Source organism: Pseudomonas sp. EA_35y_Pfl2_R5, from assembly GCF_963970805.1.
In the GTDB taxonomy this organism is placed as follows: domain Bacteria; phylum Pseudomonadota; class Gammaproteobacteria; order Pseudomonadales; family Pseudomonadaceae; genus Aquipseudomonas.
On sequence record NZ_CAXAOW010000016.1, the window covers coordinates 13003 to 33454 of the forward strand.

The 20452-nt window shown below is 58.9% G+C and carries 14 protein-coding genes; 7 read left to right on the forward strand and 7 right to left on the reverse strand.

What is annotated here, in order from left to right:
- Nucleotides 1-16: 16 nt before the first annotated feature.
- Nucleotides 17-1585, forward strand: coding sequence for a lytic transglycosylase domain-containing protein (locus AACX99_RS19375; protein ID WP_339414063.1), 1569 nt, complete (start codon nucleotides 17-19; stop codon nucleotides 1583-1585).
- Here AACX99_RS19375 and AACX99_RS19380 read toward each other — a convergent pair whose 3' ends face one another.
- On the reverse strand, nucleotides 1586-3010 hold the full coding sequence (locus AACX99_RS19380; protein ID WP_339414064.1) for an HDOD domain-containing protein: 1425 nt from the start codon (nucleotides 3008-3010) through the stop codon (nucleotides 1586-1588). It lies immediately after the preceding gene.
- Nucleotides 3011-3178: 168 nt separating this feature from the next.
- On the opposite strand from AACX99_RS19380, the gene AACX99_RS19385 reads away from it, so the two are divergent.
- From AACX99_RS19385 to fabI, 6 genes are read left to right on the forward strand one after another with little or no spacing between them, the layout of a single operon-like run.
- Complete coding sequence (locus AACX99_RS19385; RefSeq protein WP_339414111.1) at nucleotides 3179-5008, forward strand: extracellular solute-binding protein; 1830 nt, start codon at nucleotides 3179-3181, stop codon at nucleotides 5006-5008.
- Nucleotides 5005-6858, forward strand: a complete 1854-nt coding sequence (locus AACX99_RS19390; protein WP_339414065.1) for an extracellular solute-binding protein — start codon at nucleotides 5005-5007, stop codon at nucleotides 6856-6858. The genes AACX99_RS19385 and AACX99_RS19390 overlap by 4 nt, the downstream gene beginning before the upstream one ends.
- Nucleotide 6859: 1 nt before the next feature.
- Nucleotides 6860-7933 (forward strand): microcin C ABC transporter permease YejB, encoded by a 1074-nt coding sequence (locus tag AACX99_RS19395; RefSeq protein WP_339414066.1) that lies wholly within the window; start codon nucleotides 6860-6862, stop codon nucleotides 7931-7933.
- Between the two features lies 1 nt (nucleotide 7934).
- Complete coding sequence (locus AACX99_RS19400) at nucleotides 7935-8954, forward strand: ABC transporter permease (RefSeq protein WP_339414067.1); 1020 nt, start codon at nucleotides 7935-7937, stop codon at nucleotides 8952-8954.
- A gap of 1 nt (nucleotide 8955) precedes the next feature.
- Complete coding sequence (locus AACX99_RS19405; RefSeq protein ID WP_339414069.1) at nucleotides 8956-10563, forward strand: ABC transporter ATP-binding protein; 1608 nt, start codon at nucleotides 8956-8958, stop codon at nucleotides 10561-10563.
- 30 nt (nucleotides 10564-10593) lie between these two features.
- Entirely contained in the window at nucleotides 10594-11388 is a 795-nt protein-coding gene (gene fabI, locus AACX99_RS19410) for an enoyl-ACP reductase FabI (RefSeq protein WP_274086671.1), read from the forward strand.
- A gap of 216 nt (nucleotides 11389-11604) precedes the next feature.
- Here the strand turns inward: fabI and sucD are convergent, their stop codons facing one another.
- The 6 genes from sucD to AACX99_RS19440 form a co-directional block, all read right to left on the reverse strand.
- Nucleotides 11605-12492 (reverse strand): succinate--CoA ligase subunit alpha, encoded by an 888-nt coding sequence (gene sucD, locus AACX99_RS19415; RefSeq protein ID WP_136664820.1) that lies wholly within the window; start codon nucleotides 12490-12492, stop codon nucleotides 11605-11607.
- Nucleotides 12492-13658 carry an ADP-forming succinate--CoA ligase subunit beta gene (sucC, locus tag AACX99_RS19420; RefSeq protein WP_339414071.1) on the reverse strand — a complete coding sequence of 389 codons (1167 nt, stop codon included), beginning with the start codon at nucleotides 13656-13658 and terminating at the stop codon, nucleotides 12492-12494. The genes sucD and sucC overlap by 1 nt, the downstream gene beginning before the upstream one ends.
- Before the next feature lie 208 nt (nucleotides 13659-13866).
- Entirely contained in the window at nucleotides 13867-15303 is a 1437-nt protein-coding gene (gene lpdA / locus AACX99_RS19425; RefSeq protein WP_339414073.1) for a dihydrolipoyl dehydrogenase, read from the reverse strand.
- Between the two features lie 66 nt (nucleotides 15304-15369).
- Nucleotides 15370-16596, reverse strand: coding sequence for a 2-oxoglutarate dehydrogenase complex dihydrolipoyllysine-residue succinyltransferase (gene odhB / locus AACX99_RS19430; RefSeq protein ID WP_339414074.1), 1227 nt, complete (start codon nucleotides 16594-16596; stop codon nucleotides 15370-15372).
- A gap of 69 nt (nucleotides 16597-16665) precedes the next feature.
- Nucleotides 16666-19497, reverse strand: coding sequence for a 2-oxoglutarate dehydrogenase E1 component (locus AACX99_RS19435; RefSeq protein ID WP_339414076.1), 2832 nt, complete (start codon nucleotides 19495-19497; stop codon nucleotides 16666-16668).
- A gap of 246 nt (nucleotides 19498-19743) precedes the next feature.
- The gene (locus AACX99_RS19440) at nucleotides 19744-20451 is read right to left on the reverse strand and encodes a succinate dehydrogenase iron-sulfur subunit (RefSeq protein WP_339414112.1); all 708 of its coding nucleotides are present in this window, start codon (nucleotides 20449-20451) and stop codon (nucleotides 19744-19746) included.
- Nucleotide 20452 lies beyond the last annotated feature (1 nt).

The window sequence follows — 20452 nt, forward strand, 5'->3', positions numbered from 1 at the left end:
AAGTACATCGCCGCCAATGCCTTTATCACCACGCAAGACCTTGAATTTAAAGGCATTGACACGAAGCATTCACACGCTTGTGGTGATCATGTGCGTTACCCTGGCGGGTTGCCAGACCAGCAACCAACACCGCCCCGATAGCGGCCGCGACACCGATCGCGCGGTCGGTCTTGAGCAAGAGCCAGAATGGCTCGACAGCAGCGCAGTGGTGCCCCCCGAAGAGCCGAAAGATATCTGGGAGCGGGTGCGCAACGGCTATCAGTTACAGGACACCATCACCCTCAACCCGCGTATTGAGCAGCAACGCCTGTGGTTCGTCAGCAACCCCTCGTTTATCGAGAAAGCCGGCGAGCGCAGCAGCCCCTATATCCATTTCATCGTTGAGCGCCTGGAACAGCGCAATATGCCGATGGAGCTGGCGCTGCTGCCTATGATCGAAAGCTCGTACAACCCTCTGGCTTACTCCCATGCTCATGCCGTTGGGCTGTGGCAGTTCATCCCCTCCACGGGGCGCAGCTTCAACCTGCGCCAGACCAACTGGTACGACGGCCGCCGTGACGTGATGGCCTCGACCGATGCAGCGATCAGCTACCTGACCCGTCTCAAGGAAATGTTCAACGGTGACTGGCTTTTGGCCCTGGCGGCTTACAACGCGGGCGAAGGCCGGGTCAGCCGGGCGATTGAGCGCAACCAGAAGCTTGGCCTGCCGACCGACTACTGGAACCTCACGCTGCCAGTGGAAACCCAGAATTACGTGCCCAAGCTGCTGGCTCTCTCGCAAGTGGTGATGACTCCACAAGCCTATGGCGTCAGCCTCAACCCGATTGCCAACGAGCCGTACTTCGAGAAGGTTGAATTTAAGCAACGCATGGACCTCGCCCGCGTCGCCGCCATGGCCGACCTGGATGAAGATGAGCTTTACCTGCTCAACCCCGCCTTCAAGAAAGGCATAACCCTCGACGGCCCGAAGCACCTACTGGTACCAACCGACAAGGCCGAGCTGCTGACCGCCAACCTGTCATTGATGAAGCCGCAGGAGCTGGTGGACTGGCAGCAATACCGGGTTCGCTCAGGCGATAGCCTGCATAGCATCGCTAACCGGCATCAGTTGACCGTGAACACCCTGAAGGATATCAACAAGCTCTCCAGCAACAACCTGCGTATCGGCCAGGTGTTGAGCATTCCTGCGCAGCCCGGTGTAGCGGCGCGCGAACCGGTCTTCCAGCGCAGCGTGGCACCTAGTGCTGCGAGCCTTACCTACCGGGTAAAAAGCGGCGACAACCTCTGGCAGATCGCCAAGAACCACAAGGTTGCCGTCAAGGATGTGCAACGCTGGAACAAGCTCTCCGGCAACAGCTTGCGGGTCGGCCAGGTGCTCACCTTGCAAGCCGGCAAACCTAGCAGTGGCGGGAGTGGTAGTGTCGCCCGGCAGAGCGCGACCTATTACAAGGTGCGCCAGGGCGATTCGCTGTACCTGATTGCCAAACGCTTCAAGGTGCCGATGAAGAGCCTGCAGAATTGGAACCCGAAAGCCGGCAAAGCGCTCAAGCCAGGGCAGACTCTAACCCTGTATAGCCTTAACTGATCAGGCCTTCTTGCTCATCGCTTCCAGGCATCGCCCGGTCAGCTGGGTAAAGCGTTGAAAGGCGACAAACTGCTCATGCTTCAATGCCCGCCCCGATACTCGACTGTCGGCGTACAGCAAGCCAATTTCCCGGGTGCCGGCCAACAGCGGTGCAATAAAGAACATGCCCTGCCCCAGGCGCTGACGAATGGGCTGAGTGACCAGCTCATTAAGGTTGTAACTGGCCGGCACGCCCATCCAGAGCGCTTCTTTATTACGCAGTGCATAACTGAAAATATGCGGCTGCTCTTGCTGCGCCACGGGCAGAACGAAATCATGGTTCCAGCCCTCAGTGCCTTCGCCAATCACCCGCTTGGCGCGGAAACAGCTCTGCCCGTCCGCCAGCACCACCAACATGATGCGCTCCAACCCCGCGCCCTGATGCAGGCCCTTGAACAAGGTGTCGAGCACCAGGCCGAGATCACCACGACGCGAAACCATCAGACCGAGGTCCTGCAAGGCCTGCTGCAAAACCAGCAGATTGGGCTGCAACAGACGCGCCTTGCGCTGTTCCTGCTGTAAACGGATCTGTTCAGGGTCGGTATTGGGGATCAGCTTGCACAGCTGGCTGGCACCGAAGGTCGCTGCCATCTTCACGGTTTCCTCGGCGCTAGCCAGCACTTGCTGCATGGCCTCCCGCGGAGTCACTCCAATAAAACTCGCCAGCTGCCCGACCAGCGCTTCCATAGCTGGAGTATCCCAGCCATCCAGCGCCGCCTGACTAATCTTCGCCCCCAGGGTCACAGCCTTGACGGCCGGATCATTCTGGCTGGTCGATTGATGCGCGAGGCTAACGGTGTCGCCCAGGTTCCAGCTTTTCACCAGTGCCAAACTCAGCTGGCGGAAACTGGTGCCCAGCAGCTGCATCACCACCTCATCTTCATCGACACCCGGCTGAGCCAGAGCACTGGCCAGATCATCCGCCGCATCTCCGGCACAACCCCAGAACGCCAGCTCACCGACGTTATGCAGCAAGGCGGCGATAAACACTTCCTCATCATTTTTCGTCAGCACATAGCCGGCGATATTGCGCGCCTGCACGGCGGCATGAAACGAGCGTGCCAATAGTTCGGCAAGCTGATCGCGTGAGCTGCGCGCCAACAGGCCATCGATCAGACTGACCGACAGACCGATCTGCCGCACATTATCGAAACCGATCAGCACGATGGCCCGAGAAATGGTGCGGATAGGCTCTTGGGACGGGTTGTAATACACACTATTGCCGATACGCAGCACCTTGGTGGTCAAGGCCGCATCACGTAGCAGCACGTCTGCCAGTTGCTGCACAGACGATTTGTCACCCAGGGTCAAACGGTGCAGATCCTGCACCACTGAGGCCAGGGCGGGTAATTCGGCTTGGTTGAAGCGATCGATCCATGACTGCAAACCATGGCAAGCTGTTACCAAAGTGACACCCTCATATTCTCGTGATTTCAGTGTAGTCAAAGTGCCGCTATCGGCTGCTGTCGAGCCTACCCTTTTTCCAGCCCATACAAGCTGTTAATGTGCCTGACCAGCAGCCCACAAGACGCCACGGATCGGATATTTCACTTGATACGTCCCCTCCTCTCGTTACTTCTCTGCATGGCCATCAGTTCATCTGCCTGGGCCACACTGTATAAAAGCCACGGTTACGCCCAGTTTGGCGAGTTGAAGTATCCCGCGAGTTTTACCCATTTTGCCTGGGTCAACCCGGAAGCCCCCAAGGGCGGCACGCTGCGGATGATGGCCAACGGCACCTTCGACACGCTCAACCCATACACCCTCAAGGGCAGCAGCCCGATCAGCACCGCCAACTTCTTGCAGTACGGCGTTAACGAGTTCAACGCACCGCTGATGGTCGGCACCGGCGCCTATGACCCTTCCGGTGACGAGCCCGCCTCCAGCTATGGCTTGATCGCCGAATCGGTGGAATACAGCGATGACCGCAGCTGGGTGGTGTTCAACCTGCGCCCCGAAGCACGCTTCCACGACGGCAAGCCGATCACCGCCTATGACGTCGCCTTCTCCTACCGTCTGCTGCTCAAAGAAGGCCACCCGCAATACCGCACCAATCTTCAAGAAGTAAAACGGGTCGATATTCTCAATCGTCACAGCATCCGTTTTGTGCTCAAGCGTGCCGGTAACTCCCTGCTGATCCTGCGCCTGGGCGAATTGCCAGTGCTGCCGCAGCATTACTGGAAAGACCGCGACTTCAAGGCCACCACCTATGAGCCGCCACTGGGCAGCGGGCCCTACCGCATTACTCAGGTCAGCCCAGGACGCAGCCTGAGGTTCGAGCGGGTCAAGGACTGGTGGGGCGCGAAACTGCCGGTCAACCGCGGCAAGTACAATTTCGACCGGGTCGACGTGGAGTTCTACCGCGACAGCCATGTGGCTTTCGAGGCGTTCAAGGCCGGTGAGTTCGACATTTATATCGAGCAACAGGCAAAGAACTGGGCCAACGGCTACCGTTTCCCGGCATTGAGCCGTGGCGAAGTCGTCAAGGCGGAAATCCCGCACCAGATTCCTACCCAGACCCAGGCGCTGTTTATGAACACTCGCCGCGCAGTATTTGCCGACCGCCAGGTGCGTGAAGCGCTGGGCCTGATGTTCGACTTTGAGTGGGCCAACCGTGCCCTGTTCAACAGTTCCTACACCCGCGCCAAAAGCTACTACCCCAATAGCGAGTTCTCGGCGCGTGGCAAGCCGGAAGGCGCGGAATGGCTGCTGCTCTCGCCCTACCGCAAGCAGTTGCAGGCGCGCCTGTTCAGCGAGCCTTTCAGCATGCCGCAGACCGATGGCCGGGGTATCCCGCGGGAAACCTTGCGCCGCGCCCTCGGTCTATTGGCCGAAGCCGGCTGGAAGCCATCCGGCCAATACCTGCTCAACAGTGACGGGCAGCCGCTGCGCTTCGAAATATTGCTAGTCAATCCCAACCTTGAACGTATTCTCCAGCCATTTACCGACAACCTTGCCAGCATTGGCATACAAGCCAACCTGCGCACCGTCGACCGCGCCCAGTACAAGCAGCGCCTCGACCAGTACGACTTCGACATGATTCTGCTGACCCTGCCGCAAACCCTCAGCCCCGGCCTGGAACAGTCGCTGTATTTCCATTCCTCCCAGGCCAAGATCAAAGGCGGCAGGAACTACGCCGGGGTCACCCACCCGGTGGTCGACGCACTGATTGAAAAACTGCTCTCGGCACAGAGCCGCGACGAGCAAGTCGCCGCCACTCGCGCCCTCGACCGGGTACTGTTGTGGCAGCACTACAGCATTCCGAACTGGTATATCGATTACCACCGCCTGGCTTACCGCAACCGATTTGCCTTCGTCACCACGCCGCCCTACACCCTGGGCCTGCGCACCTGGTGGCTGAAATCCATGGAGAACGCTGAATGACCCATGCATTGCGCGCCCTGTTTATCCACGCCAGCAGCATTGCTCTGCTTGGCATTGCCAGCCTGGCCCTGGCCAGCCCCAAGCACGCTCAAACCTTGTATGACGAACCGCCCAAATACCCGGCGGACTTCAAGCACTTCGAGTACGTCAACCCGGATGCACCCAAAGGCGGCACCCTACGCCAGGCCGGTTTTGGTAGTTTTGACAGTCTTAACCCCTTTATCAACAAGGGCGTGCCTGCCAGCGATATCGGCATGATCTACGACAGCCTGACCCTCCAAAGCCTGGATGAGCCCTTTACCGCTTACGGCCTGCTTGCCGAGAAAATCGAGAAAGCGCCAGACAACGCCTGGGTACGCTTCTACCTACGGCCCGAAGCGCGCTTCCATGATGGCCAGCCCGTCACAGCGGAGGACGTCAAATTCAGCTTCGATACCTTGATGAGCAAAGGCGCGCCGATGTACCGCGGTTACTACGCCGATGTCGACAAGGTCGAGGTTGAAAGCCCTCACCGGGTACGTTTTATCTTCAAGCAGGCCGGCAACCGCGAGCTGCCATTGATCGTCGGCCAGCTGCCGGTGCTGCCAAAACACTGGTGGGCAGAGCGTGACTTCAGCAAAGGCAACCTCGACGTGCCACTGGGCAGTGGCCCCTACAAGGTTGCGGACGTGCAGGCCGGTCGTTCGATCCGCTATGAGCGGGTCAAGGACTGGTGGGGCAAGGATCTGCCGGTCAATCGCGGCTTCTACAATTTCGACACCCTGGAAATCGACTACTACCGCGACAACACCGTCGCACTCGAAGCACTCAAAGCCGGGCAATTCGATTATTGGCTGGAAACCAGCGCAAAGAACTGGGCCACCGCCTACAACACCCCCGCAGTTGCCAACGGCCAGCTGATCAAGGAAGAGATCGCCAATCACAACCCCACCGGCATGCAGGGTTTTATCTTCAACACCCGCCGCCCGCTGTTCAGCGACCGCCGTGTGCGTGAAGCCCTGGGCCTGCTGTTTGATTATGAGTGGACCAATCGGCAGCTATTCAACGGTGCCTACACCCGGACCCGCAGCTACTTCGACAACTCCGAGCTGGCCTCCGTCGGCCTACCCTCCGCAGATGAGTTGAAGCTGCTGGAGCCTTTGCGCGCGCAGGTTCCACCCCAGGTATTTACCGACGAGTACCAGCCTTCAACAACTGATGGCAGCGGCATCATTCGTGAGCAGCAACGCCGCGCTTACCAGTTGTTTCAGGAAGCCGGCTGGCGAGTGGATGGAGATAGGATGCTCGACAGCACGGGGAAGCCGGTGAGCATCGAATTCCTGCTTGCGCAAACTGAATTCGAACGCATCCTGCTGCCGTTCAAACGCAACCTAGCCGACCTAGGCATTGAACTGGTAATCCGTCGTGTTGATGTCTCCCAGTATTACAACCGGGAGCGCTCGCGCGACTATGACCTGATTGTGAGAGGCTTTGGCCAGTCCAACTCGCCCGGTAACGAGCAGCGCGAATACTGGCACTCCAGCAGCGCCGACAATCCTGGCAGCCGCAACTTTATCGGCCTGAAAGACCCGGCGGTGGACAAGCTGGTTGAGGGCCTGATCAACGCCGACTCGCGCAAGAGCCTGATCACCCATACCCGCGCGCTCGACCGCGTGCTGCTGTGGGGCCATTACGTGGTGCCCAACTGGCATATCAAGACCTGGCGCGTGGCCTACTGGAACCGCTTCGAGCACCCCAAAGTCACCCCGCAATACGATATAGGCCTGCACACCTGGTGGGCCCGGGCAAAATCACCTGAAGCGGCAGCCGACGAAGCTGCCGCGCAGAACACTGCCGACGTGGAGCAATAAGATGCTGGCGTATATCTTTCGTCGGCTGCTGCTGATCATCCCAACGCTGTTCGGCATTCTGCTGATCAACTTCGTCATCATCCAGGCCGCCCCAGGTGGCCCGGTCGAGCAGATGATCGCCAAGCTGGAAGGCTTCGACGGCGCTACCAGCCGGATTGCCGGTGGCGGTGCCGAAGTCTCGGTGGCCGGTTCCAACTACCGCGGCGCCCAGGGCCTGGACCCCGAGCTAGTAGCGGAAATTGAACGCATGTACGGCTTCGATAAATCCGCCCCGGAACGCTTCTGGCTGATGCTCAAGAGCTACGCCCAATTGGACTTCGGCTCCAGCTTCTTTCGCGATGCCGAGGTCATCGACCTGATTATCGAGAAAATGCCGGTGTCGATCTCATTGGGGCTATGGAGCACCCTGATCATGTACCTGGTGTCGATCCCGCTGGGTATCGCCAAGGCCACCCGCCACGGCAGCGCCTTCGACGTATGGACCAGCTCACTGATCATCGTCGGCTACGCCATCCCCGCCTTTCTCTTCGCCATTTTGCTGATCGTGCTGTTTGCCGGCGGCAGTTACTGGGACTGGTTCCCGCTGCGCGGGCTGACCTCGAACAACTTCGATGAACTGAGCTTTACCGGCAAGCTGCTCGACTACTTCTGGCACCTGGCGCTGCCCGTTACCGCCCTGGTAATCGGCAACTTCGCCACCCTGACGCTGCTGACCAAAAACAGCTTTCTCGATGAGATCAACAAACAATACGTGGTCACCGCCCGGTCCAAGGGCCTGAGCAACAACCGCGTGTTGTATGGCCATGTGTTCCGCAACGCCATGTTGATCATCATCGCCGGCTTCCCGGCGGCCTTTATCGGCATCTTCTTTACCGGCTCCCTGCTGATCGAGGTGATCTTCTCGCTCGACGGCTTGGGCCTGATGAGTTTTGAGGCCGCGATCAACCGCGATTATCCGGTGGTATTCGGCACCCTGTTTATCTTCACGTTGCTGGGCCTGGTGGTGAAATTGATCGGCGACATTACCTATACCCTGGTCGATCCGCGTATCGACTTCGAAAGCCGGGAGGGTTGAGATGAAACTGTCGCCAATCAATCAACGCCGCTTCCAGCTGTTCAAGGCGCACAAGCGCGGCTGGTGGTCGCTGTGGATCTTCCTTGCGCTGTTCTTCGTCACCCTCGGCGCCGAGCTGATCGCCAACGACAAGCCGCTGGTGGTGAGCTACGACAGCGAATTGTATTTCCCGGTATTCAAGCGCTACCCGGAAACCACCTTTGGCGGCGAATTCCCGCTGCAGGCCAACTATAAAAGCCCCTATATCCAGGATCTGATCAAGGAAAAGGACGGCTGGATGATCTGGCCGCCGATCCGCTACAGCTACTCCAGCATCAATTACGACCTGCAGGTACCCGCCCCGGCGCCACCCTCGGCGGAAAACCTGCTGGGCACCGATGACCAGGGCCGCGATGTACTGGCGCGGGTGATCTATGGCTTCCGCATCTCCGTGCTGTTTGCCCTGATCCTGACCCTGGCCAGTTCGGTGATCGGCGTATTTGCCGGCGCCCTGCAGGGTTTCTACGGCGGCTGGGTCGACCTCGTAGGCCAACGCTTTCTGGAAATATGGTCTGGGCTGCCGGTGCTGTACCTGCTGATCATCCTCGCCAGCTTCGTGCAGCCGAATTTCTGGTGGCTGCTGGGTATCATGCTGCTGTTTTCCTGGATGAGCCTGGTGGACGTGGTGCGCGCCGAATTCCTGCGTGGGCGCAACCTGGAATATGTGCGCGCCGCGCGCGCGCTGGGCATGCAGAACGGCGCGATCATGTTCCGCCATATTCTGCCCAACGCGATGATTTCCACCATGACCTTTATGCCGTTTATCCTCACCGGCGCGATTGGCACCCTCACTGCTCTGGATTTCCTCGGTTTTGGCCTGCCGCCAGGCGCACCGTCACTCGGCGAATTGGTGGCCCAGGGCAAATCCAACCTGCAGGCGCCCTGGCTGGGGATCAGCGCCTTTGCCGTACTCGCCCTGATGCTCAGCCTGCTGGTGTTTATCGGCGAAGCGGCGCGCGATGCCTTCGATCCGAGGAAATGACATGACTGACTCCAACACCCTCATCGAAGTCCGCGACCTGGCTGTCGAATTCGTTACCGGCAACCTGAAACAGCGCGTGCTGGAAGGCGTCAGCTTCGATATCAAGCGCGGTGAAACCCTGGCCCTGGTGGGCGAAAGCGGCTCGGGTAAATCGGTGACCGCGCACTCGATCCTGCGCCTGCTGCCCTACCCGCTGGCCCAACACCCCAGTGGCAGCATTCACTACGCTGAGCAGGACCTGCTCAAACTGAACGAGAACAAACTGCGCGGCATCCGTGGCAACCGCATCGCCATGGTCTTTCAGGAGCCCATGACCTCGCTGAATCCGCTGCACAGCATTGAAAAACAGATCAACGAAGTGCTGGCCCTGCACAAAGGCCTGCGCGGCAAGGCGGCTACCGCACGCACTCTGGAACTGCTTGATTTGGTCGGCATTCCCGAACCGCATAAGCGCCTCAAGGCCTACCCACACGAGCTTTCGGGCGGGCAACGCCAGCGCGTGGTGATCGCCATGGCCCTGGCCAACGAGCCGGAACTGCTGATCGCCGACGAGCCCACCACCGCCCTGGACGTCACCGTGCAGTTGAAAATCCTTGAGCTGCTCAAGGACCTGCAGGCGCGTCTGGGCATGGCGATTCTACTGATCAGCCACGACCTCAATCTGGTACGGCGGATTGCCCACCGTGTGTGCGTGATGCAGCGCGGGCATATCGTTGAACAAGCGGCCTGCGAAACGCTATTTAAAGAGCCACAGCACCCCTATACCCGCGAGCTGCTAGGAGCCGAACCCACTGGCGGGCCGGTTGATCAACCGCCCGGCAAAACCATGCTGGAAATCGACAACCTGCGCGTCTGGTTTCCGATCAAAAAGGGCCTGCTGCGCCGCACCGTCGACCATGTAAAAGCCGTGGACGGCATCAACTTCAGCCTGCCGCAGGGGCATACCCTGGGCATCGTCGGCGAAAGCGGTTCGGGCAAATCCACCCTGGGTTTGGCAATCCTGCGCCTGCTTGGCAGCCAGGGTGGTATCCGCTTCCAGGGCCAGGCGATTGAGCAACTGTCACAGCACGATGTGCGGCCACTGCGCAGGCAAATGCAGGTGGTTTTTCAGGATCCATTCGGCAGCCTCAGCCCACGTATGTGCGTTGGCCAAATTGTCGGTGAGGGTTTGCAGATTCACCGCATGGGCAGCGAGGCCGAGCAGGAACAGGCGATTATCGATGCGTTAGTCGAAGTCGGACTTGATCCGGAAACCCGCCACCGTTATCCCCATGAGTTCTCCGGTGGCCAGCGCCAACGTATTGCTATTGCCCGCGCCCTGGTACTCAAACCCGCACTGATCCTGCTCGATGAACCAACCTCTGCCCTCGACCGCACCGTGCAGCGCCAGGTGGTCGAGCTGCTACGCTCGCTGCAGGCCAAATACAACCTGACCTATCTGTTTATCAGCCATGACCTGGCCGTGGTCAGGGCCCTGAGCCACCAGATCATGGTGGTCAAGCAAGGCAAGGTGGTGGAACAAGGCCCAGCGGCACGTGTCTTTACCGCGCCACAGGACATCTATACACAGCAGTTGCTGGAAGCGGCCTTTATGGTCCCAGCTGATTAATTCTTGAAAACAGGAAGAGGAATCACACCCATGGGTTTTCTAAGCGGCAAGCGCGTACTGATCGTTGGCGTCGCCAGCAAACTGTCCATCGCCTCCGGTATCGCGGCAGCCATGCACCGTGAAGGCGCCGAACTGGCCTTCACCTACCAGAACGAGAAGCTCAAGGGTCGCGTCGAAGGTTTTGCCGCTGACTGGGGCTCGAACGCTGATCTGTGCTTCCCGTGCGATGTGGCCAACGATGAAGAAATCGCTTCGGTATTCGAAGCCCTGAGCAAGAAGTGGGATGGCCTGGATTGCATCGTTCACTCCGTTGGTTTCGCTCCAGGTGATCAGCTGGATGGCGACTTTACTGACGTCACCACCCGTGAAGGCTTCCGCATCGCGCACGACATCAGCGCCTACAGCTTCGTCGCCCTGGCTAAAGCCGGCCGCGAGATGATGAAAGGCCGCAATGGCAGCCTGCTGACCCTGTCCTACCTCGGTGCCGAGCGCACCATGCCGAACTACAACGTGATGGGCATGGCTAAGGCCAGCCTGGAAGCCGGTGTACGTTACCTGGCTGGCAGCCTTGGTCCAGAAGGCACTCGCGTGAATGCCATCTCCGCCGGCCCGATCCGCACCCTGGCCGCATCTGGCATCAAGAGCTTCCGCAAGATGCTGGCAGCGAACGAAAAGCAGACCCCTCTGCGCCGCAACGTAACCATCGATGAAGTCGGCAACGCCGGCGCCTTCCTCTGCTCCGACCTGGCCTCGGGCGTCAGCGGCGAGATCATGTACGTCGACGGCGGCTTCAACACCACCGCCATGGGCGCCATGGAAGAGTAAGCAGTTAAAGCGTATCGATTCCTAGATAGGCACAACCCTCAGAACGCCCGATGCACAGCATCGGGCGTTTTGTATTCAGGGCCAGACGCAGCCTACGGAGTTGAAGATATTGATGGCTTAGCGCCACCCATCGACGAACTCGCTCTAAGTCGGCTGGCCGCTGGAGTTAAATAAAAAAGGCCACCCGAAGGTGGCCTTTTCTCAGATCAAAAAGCCTTAGGCTTTTTTCACTTCCCAACCGGTCAGCTCGGCAAGGGCCTTGCCGATGTCAGCCAGGGAACGCACGGTTTTCACACCCGCGTCTTGCAGGGCTGCAAACTTCTCGTCCGCAGTACCCTTGCCGCCAGAGATGATTGCACCGGCGTGGCCCATACGCTTGCCTGGAGGCGCAGTAACGCCGGCAATGTAGGACACAACTGGCTTGGTCACGTTGGCTTTGATGTAGGCAGCCGCTTCTTCTTCAGCCGAACCGCCGATCTCACCGATCATCACGATCGCTTCGGTCTTCGGGTCTTCCTGGAACAACTTCAGGATGTCGATGAAGTTGGAGCCTGGGATCGGGTCACCACCGATACCAACGCAGGTGGACTGACCGAAACCGGCGTCGGTGGTCTGCTTAACAGCTTCGTAAGTCAGGGTGCCGGAACGCGACACGATGCCTACTTTGCCTGGCAAGTGGATGTGGCCCGGCATGATGCCGATTTTGCACTCGCCCGGAGTGATCACGCCTGGGCAGTTTGGGCCGATCAGGACCACGCCCAGCTCGTCACACTTGACCTTGGCTTCGAGCATGTCGATGGTCGCGATGCCTTCGGTGATGCAAACGATCAGCTTGATGCCGCCCATGGCCGCTTCAAGGATCGAGTCCTTGCAGAACGGAGCCGGAACGTAGATCACGCTGGCGGTAGCGCCAGTCTGCTCAACTGCTTCACGCACGGTGTTGAACACCGGAAGATTCAGGTGAGTGGTGCCACCTTTGCCCGGAGTCACGCCGCCAACCATCTTGGTGCCGTAAGCAATGGCTTGCTCGGAGTGGAAAGTACCCTGCGAGCCGGTGAAGCCCTGGCAGATAACTTTGGTGTCTTTATTGATCAGGACGCTCATTACTTGCCCTCCGCAGCTTTGACGACTTGCTGAGCAGCGTCGGTCAGGCTGGTTGCCGCGATGATGTTCAGGCCGCTTTCTGCCAGGACTTTAGCGCCCAGCTCAGCGTTGTTGCCTTCCAGACGAACGACAACCGGGATTTTCACGCCGACTTCTTTCACTGCGCCGATGATGCCTTCGGCAATCATGTCGCAACGAACGATACCGCCGAAGATGTTTACCAGTACGGCAGCGACGTTGCTGTCGGACAGGATGATCTTGAAGGCTTCGGTTACGCGCTCTTTGGTTGCGCCGCCACCTACGTCGAGGAAGTTGGCTGGCTTGCCGCCGTGCAGGTTGACGATGTCCATGGTACCCATGGCCAGGCCAGCACCGTTGACCATGCAACCGATGTTGCCTTCCAGCGCTACGTAGTTCAGTTCGAACTTGGCAGCGTGGGCTTCACGCGGATCGTCCTGGGACGGATCGTGCATGGCGCGCAGCTTCGGCTGACGGTACATGGCGTTGCTGTCGATGTTGATCTTGGCGTCGAGGCAATGCAGGTTGCCGTCAGCTTTGATCACCAGCGGGTTCACTTCCAGCAGCGCCAGGTCATAGTCCTGGAACAGCTTGGCCAGACCAACGAAGATCTGAGTGAACTGCTTGATCTGATCACCTTCCAGACCCAGCTGGAATGCCAGCTCGCGACCCTGGAACGGCTGAGCGCCGACCAGCGGGTCAATAGTCGCCTTGAGAATCTTCTCAGGGGTGTCGTGAGCGATCTTCTCGATGTCCACGCCACCTTCGGTGGAGGCCATGAACACGATACGACGGCTCGAACGATCAACAACGGCGCCCAGGTACAGTTCCTTGGCGATGTCGGTGCAGGATTCGACCAGGATCTGATTAACCGGCTGACCATTGGCATCAGTCTGATAAGTCACCAGACGCTTGCCCAACCAGTTGGCAGCAAATGCCTTGGCGTCTTCTTTGCTCTTAACCAGCTTCACGCCGCCAGCTTTACCGCGACCACCGGCATGAACTTGAGCCTTGACGACCCACTCAGTGCCACCGATTTTTTCGCAGGCTGCTGCGGCTTCTTCCGGGGTGTTTACCGCGAAGCCCTTGGATACGGGCAGGCCGTATTCAGCGAACAGCTGCTTACCCTGATACTCGTGGAGATTCATGCTTGTCTACCGTCTTCGTTTAGGTATTGCGCATACGGTGCTGCACTTGTGATGCCGCACCACCTGTGACTGCTTCTGCAGCAATCCGGCTGACGTTCCGCGCAGAACCTGAGCTGTACGCGGGCAGTCGGCCGTGGTTCTTCCTGTTGAGCTGCACCTTCACCGGTACACAACGCCGGTGAAGGCATCCGCTCAAACAAACAACGACTTAACGCTTCTTGCGGTTGGCGATGTGGATGGCGTGGCCATTCACTGCCAGAGCAGCTTCGTGCAGGGCTTCGGACAGCGTTGGGTGGGAGAACACCATCATTCCCAGATCCTCGGCGCTGGTACCGAATTCCATACCGATTGCACCTTGCTGCACCAGTTCGGCAGCGCTTGGGCCAATCACGTGTACACCCAGGACGCGGTCGGTGTTGGCATCAGCGATAACCTTGACCATACCGCCGGTGTCGTTGGCGGCCATGGCGCGACCGCTGGCAGCGAACGGGAAGGTGCCGACATTAACGGCGACGCCTTCGGTCTTCAGCTGTTGCTCGGTTTTACCCACCCATGCGATTTCCGGATGGGTATAGATGACTGACGGGATCAGGTCGTAGTTCATCTGGGCCTTGTGGCCGGCGATACGCTCGGCGACCATGATGCCCTCTTCCGAGGCTTTGTGGGCCAGCATTGCGCCACGCACCACGTCACCAATGGCATATACGCCCGGTACGCTGGTGGTGCACTGGTCGTCAACGAAGATGAAACCCCGCTCGTCCATGTCGACACCGCTATCGGCTGCCAACAGGTCGGTGGTCACCGGGCGACGGCCGACCGCGACGATCAGCTTATCGAACACAATCTTCTGTTCGCCTTCAGCGTCGGTGAAGTTGACGGTCACCTGCTTCTTCTTCACTTCCGAACCAGTGACGCGAGCGCCCAGACGGATTTTCAGGCCTTGCTTGGTCAGGGTTTTCAGCGCTTCTTTGGCGATCTGCTCATCAGCAGCCGGGAGGAACTTGTCCAGGGCTTCCAGCACGGTGACTTCAGCACCCAGGCGCGACCAGACCGAACCTAGCTCCAGACCGATTACGCCAGCGCCGATCACGCCAAGCTTCTTCGGTACGCTCTGGAATTCCAGAGCGCCGGTGGAATCGACGATTACGTCCTGATCAACCGGAGCTGGCGGAATGTCGATCGGCTTGGAGCCGGAGGCCAGAATCACGTTCTCGGCCTCAACGATCTGCGTTTTGCCGTCGGAGCCAGTGACTTCAACCTGCTTGTTCGCCAGCAGCTTGCCGTGGCCTTCAAGCAGGGTCACGCCATTGGCCTTGAACAAAGTGGCAACGCCGCCAGTAAGGTTTTTCACGATGTTGGCCTTACGACCGATCATCGCAGGCACGTCGATAGTCACGCCTTTGGCTTCGATACCGTGAATGGCAAAGCCTTCGTGCGCTTCGTGATACTTCCAGGAGCTGTCGAGCAGCGCCTTGGAAGGAATGCAGCCGACGTTCAGGCAAGTACCGCCGAGGGCGATCTTGCCCTCTTTGTCCTGGTACTTCTCGATGCATGCAGTCTTCAAACCGAGCTGAGCTGCTTTGATGGCGGCTACATAGCCACCAGGGCCGGCACCGATGACTACCACGTCGAATTTCTGGGTCATAACGTATTCCTTCTCGAATAAACCGGACGGCCCTGGTTAGAGGGCCGCCGTGGGAGAAACTGGCTTTTAGATGTCCAGCAGCAGACGTGCCGGGTCTTCTAGCAAGTTCTTGATGGTTACCAGGAAGGTCACGGCTTCCTTACCATCAATCAGGCGGTGGTCGTAGGACAACGCCAGGTACATCATCGGACGGATAACCACCTGACCATTCACTGCCATCGGGCGCTGGATGATGTTATGCATCCCCAGGATCGCGGCTTGCGGCGGATTGACGATCGGCGTCGACATCATCGAACCAAAAGTACCACCGTTAGTGATGGTGAAGGTGCCGCCGGTCATTTCTTCGATCGACAGTTTGCCGTCTTTGGCTTTCTTGCCGAAGGTGGCAATGCCGTTCTCGATTTCAGCCAGGCTCATCAGCTCGGCGTTACGCAGCACCGGAACTACCAGACCACGGTCGCTGGAAACGGCAACACCGATATCGGCGTAGCCGTGGTAAACGATGTCAGTACCGTCGATCGAGGCGTTGACTGCCGGGAAACGCTTGAGCGCTTCGGTAGCGGCCTTGACGAAGAACGACATAAAGCCCAGGCGCACGCCGTTGTGGCTCTTCTCGAACAGGTCCTTGTACTTCGAGCGCAGCGCCATGACTTCGCTCATGTCCACTTCGTTGAAGGTGGTCAGCATGGCCATAGAGGATTGTGCTTCGACCAGACGCTCGGCGATCTTGGCGCGCAGACGGGTCATCGGCACACGCTTCTCGGTACGGTCGCCGGTGGCGAATACTGGAGCGGCAGCAGCCGGTGCAGCAGGTTTAGCGGCAGGTGCAGCGGCCGGCGCGCTCTTCTTAGCGGAGGCGGCAGCCACAACGTCTTCCTTAGTTACGCGACCGCCTTTGCCGGTGCCAGCAATGCTGTTCGGGTCGATGCCGTTTTCTTCAGCAATCTTGCGTGCAGCTGGCGAAAGGATCTGATCGTCGCCCGCGGCAGCGGCCGGAGCGGCAGCAGCAGGCGCAGCAGTCTGAGCGGCAGCAGACGGCGCGGGAGCAGCAGCACCACCCTCACCCAGAGTGCCGAGCAGTTCGTTGGACAGGACGGTGTCGCCTTCATTCTTGATGATTTCTGCGAGGACGCCGTCGGCCTCGGCCAGCACTTCGATCACTACCTTGTCGGTTTCGATGTCAACGATCAGCTCGTCGCGCTTGACCGCATCGCCCGGCTTCTTGTGCCAAGTGGCCACGGTGCCGTCGGCAACCGATTCCGGGAAAGTAGGGGCTTTGATCTCGATAGCCATTGTGTGTGGTTCCTTAAATTCGGTTTCTTCTAGCAGGCGGCCCAGTTGGCCGCCTGTTGCGCGAAGGCGTTAAACAGTAAAGGCGTCTTGCAGGAGTTTTTCCTGCTGTTCGGCGTGCATCGATGCATAACCACAGGCAGGTGCAGCAGACGCATCACGACCGGCGTATTCGAGGAACAGCGCTTTTTTGTGCGCTGTCGCCACGCGACGCATGTGATGCTGGCTGCAGTACCAGGCGCCCTGGTTCATCGGCTCTTCCTGACACCAGACGATGTGCTTGAGATTCTTGTACGGGGCAATTGCCTCGGCCAGATCATCTTCCGGGAACGGATAGAGCTGCTCGATACGCACAATGGCGATGTCTTCGCGGCCTTCGTTGCGGCGCTTCTCCAGCAAGTCGTAGTAAACCTTGCCGCTGCACAGCACCAGACGATCCACTTTCTTCGGATCGATTGCATCGATCTCCGGGATCACGGTCTGGAACGAGCCTTCGGCCAGATCTTCCAGCGTCGAGATGGCCAATTTGTGGCGCAACAGCGACTTCGGCGTCAATACGACCAATGGCTTGCGCAGCGGACGGATCACCTGACGACGCAACAAGTGGTAGATCTGCGCCGGGGTGGTCGGTACGGCAACCTGCATATTGTGCTCTGCGCACAGCTGCAGATACCGCTCCAGGCGCGCCGAGCTGTGCTCAGGCCCCTGCCCTTCATAACCGTGCGGCAGCAGCATGGTCAGACCACACAGACGGCCCCATTTGTGCTCACCGCTGGAAATGAATTGGTCGAACACTACCTGGGCGCCGTTGGCGAAGTCGCCGAACTGCGCTTCCCAGATCACCAGCGACTGTGGCTGAGTGGTGGCATAGCCGTATTCAAAGGCCAGCACCGCTTCTTCCGAAAGGAAGGAGTCGTACAGATCGAAACGCGGCTGACCCTGGTAGAGGTTCTGCAGCGGCAGATGGGTGCCAGCGTCCTTCTGGTTGTGCAGGACCGCGTGACGGTGCGAGAAAGTGCCACGACCGATGTCCTGGCCGGTCATGCGGATCGGATGCCCCTCAAACAACAGGGTGGCGTAGGCCATGGTCTCGGCGTAGCCCCAGTTGATTGGCAGCGCACCTGCGCTCATCTTCTGGCGGTCTTCGAGAATCTTTGCGACCTGGCGCTGCACCACAAAGCCTTCTGGAATTTCCAGCAGCTTATTGGACAGTTCCTGCAGGGTTTTCAGCTCGAAACGCGTGTCATGACGCGCAGTCCAGGCGTGACCCAGGTACGGACGCCAATCAACGAACAGCTCCTTGTTTGGTTCCTTGACCAGGCTCTTGACCACGTGCTGACCGTTATCCAGCGCGGTGCGGTACTCGTCGATCTTGGCCTGAACATCATCCACCGACTGACGCACGGCGGTGGTCAGAACGTCTGCATAGAGTTCACGGGTGGTGCGCTGTTTGGTGATCTGCTGATACATGATCGGCTGAGTGCCGCTCGGCTCGTCGGCCTCGTTGTGACCGCGACGGCGGTAGCAGACCAGGTCAATGACCACGTCACGCTTGTACTGCATGCGGTAATCGACAGCCAGCTGAGTGACGAACAACACCGCTTCCGGATCATCGCCGTTAACGTGCAGGATCGGCGCCTGGATCATCTTCGCCACATCGGTGCAGTACTCGGTGGAACGCGAGTCCAGCGGGTTGCTGATAGTGAAACCGACCTGGTTGTTGATCACGATATGGATGGTGCCGCCCGTCTTGAAACCACGGGTTTGCGACATCTGGAAGGTTTCCATGACCACACCCTGACCGGCGAATGCCGCGTCACCGTGCAGGGAAACCGGCAGCACTTTCTCGCCGATGGCGTCGTTGCGACGATCCTGACGGGCACGTACCGAACCTTCGACTACTGGAGAGACGATCTCCAGGTGCGATGGGTTGAATGCCATCGCCAGGTGCACTTCGCCGCCAGCGGTCATCACGTTGGAGGAGAAACCCTGGTGGTATTTCACGTCACCGGAAGACAAACCTTCGGTTTTCTTGCCTTCGAACTCATCGAACAAGTCGCGAGGGTTCTTGCCGAAGGTGTTAACCAGCACGTTGAGGCGGCCACGGTGGGCCATGCCGATGACGATTTCCTTGGTGCCGTAGGAACCGGAACGCTGAATTAGCTCATCAAGCAGCGGAATCAGGCTCTCGCCGCCCTCCAGACCAAAACGCTTGGTGCCCGGGTATTTGGTGCCCAGGTACTTTTCCAGCCCTTCAGCTGCGGTCAGGCGCTCGAGCAGGTGGCTCTGCACCTCAACCGAGAAATCAGGACGACCGCGCACGCTTTCCAGGCGCTGCTGGAACCAGCTGCGCTGCTCGGAATCAACGATATGGGTGAACTCGGCACCGATGGTGCGGCAATATGTCTGCTGCAACGCATCGCGAATTTCGCGCAGAGTAGCCTCTTCCTTGCCAATGAACAGCCCACCGGTACGGAAGGTGGTGTCCAGATCGGCATCGGTCAGACCATAGTGATTGGTTGCCAGATCAGCCGGCACAGGACGTTGCCAGAGACCAAGCGGATCGAGCTGGGCAGCCTGATGGCCGCGCATGCGATAAGCCTGAATCAGGCGCAGCACTTCGACTTGCTTCTTCTCGTGCTCACTGCTCACGCTACCAGCAGACACCGGTTGGGCGCGGCGCTGATTTTTAGCAAGCAGGACGAAATGATCGCGAATCGTTGAGTGCGATACGTCTGTGGCGGCGCTGCCGTCGGTCGGCAACTTCTGAAAGTAAGTGCGCCACTCTTCTGGCACAGCGTTGGGATCGTGCAGGTAAAGCTCATAGAGCTCTTCCACATAGGCAGCGTTACCACCGGATAGGTGGGCACTGTCCCACATGCGCTGCATCACGCTTTCTTGCATGCTTGGTCACCCTCGGTAAGGGGACACCACCGGCGAAGAAACCGCATGGCTGTCAGTCCTGAAGCAGCGACTGGTAAGCCACTACGGATCCCGCAGATAGTCCGGGCACCAGCCCGGATGCCCCTGCTGGTCGTCATATTTTTCAAATTAAGAACCACCGCTTTGTGAGCAGCAGCCCTGGCTAAACCGCGACGCTGGGTTGAAAGCAGCGCCGCAGGTGTTACAGATCTAGCAAACAACCATGGATCAGGTACCGCTTTGCAGCAACATATTGCGTACGTGGCCGATTGCCTTAGTCGGGTTGAGACCCTTAGGGCAAACGCTGACGCAGTTCATGATGCCGCGGCAACGGAACACACTGAACGGATCATCCAGCGACGCCAGACGTTGTTCAGTCTGGGTATCACGGCTGTCCGCCAGGAAACGATAAGCCTGCAGCAATGCAGCCGGGCCGAGGAACTTGTCTGGATTCCACCAGAACGACGGGCAGCTGGTGGAGCAGCAAGCGCACAGGATGCACTCGTACAGACCGTCCAGCTTTTCACGTTCTTCCGGGGTTTGCAGGCGTTCAATGGCCGGAGCCGGCGTGTTGTTCTGCAGGTATGGTTGCACCTTCTCGTACTGCTTGTAGAAGATGCTCATATCAACAGCCAGGTCACGAATGACCGGCAGACCAGGCAGCGGACGAATCACCAGCTTGCCGCCTTTAAGGCCAGCTGCCGAAATCGGCGTGATGCAGGCCAGGCCATTCTTGCCGTTGATGTTCATGCCATCAGAACCGCACACGCCTTCACGGCAGGAGCGACGATAGGAGAAACCCTCGTCCTGCTCCTTGATCAGCGCCAGGACATCAAGAACCATGATGTCCTTGCCGCCGGTGTCGATCTGGAAATCCTGCATAAACGGCGCAGCATCTTTTTCCGGGTTGTAACGATAAACGCTTACTTGCAACAGA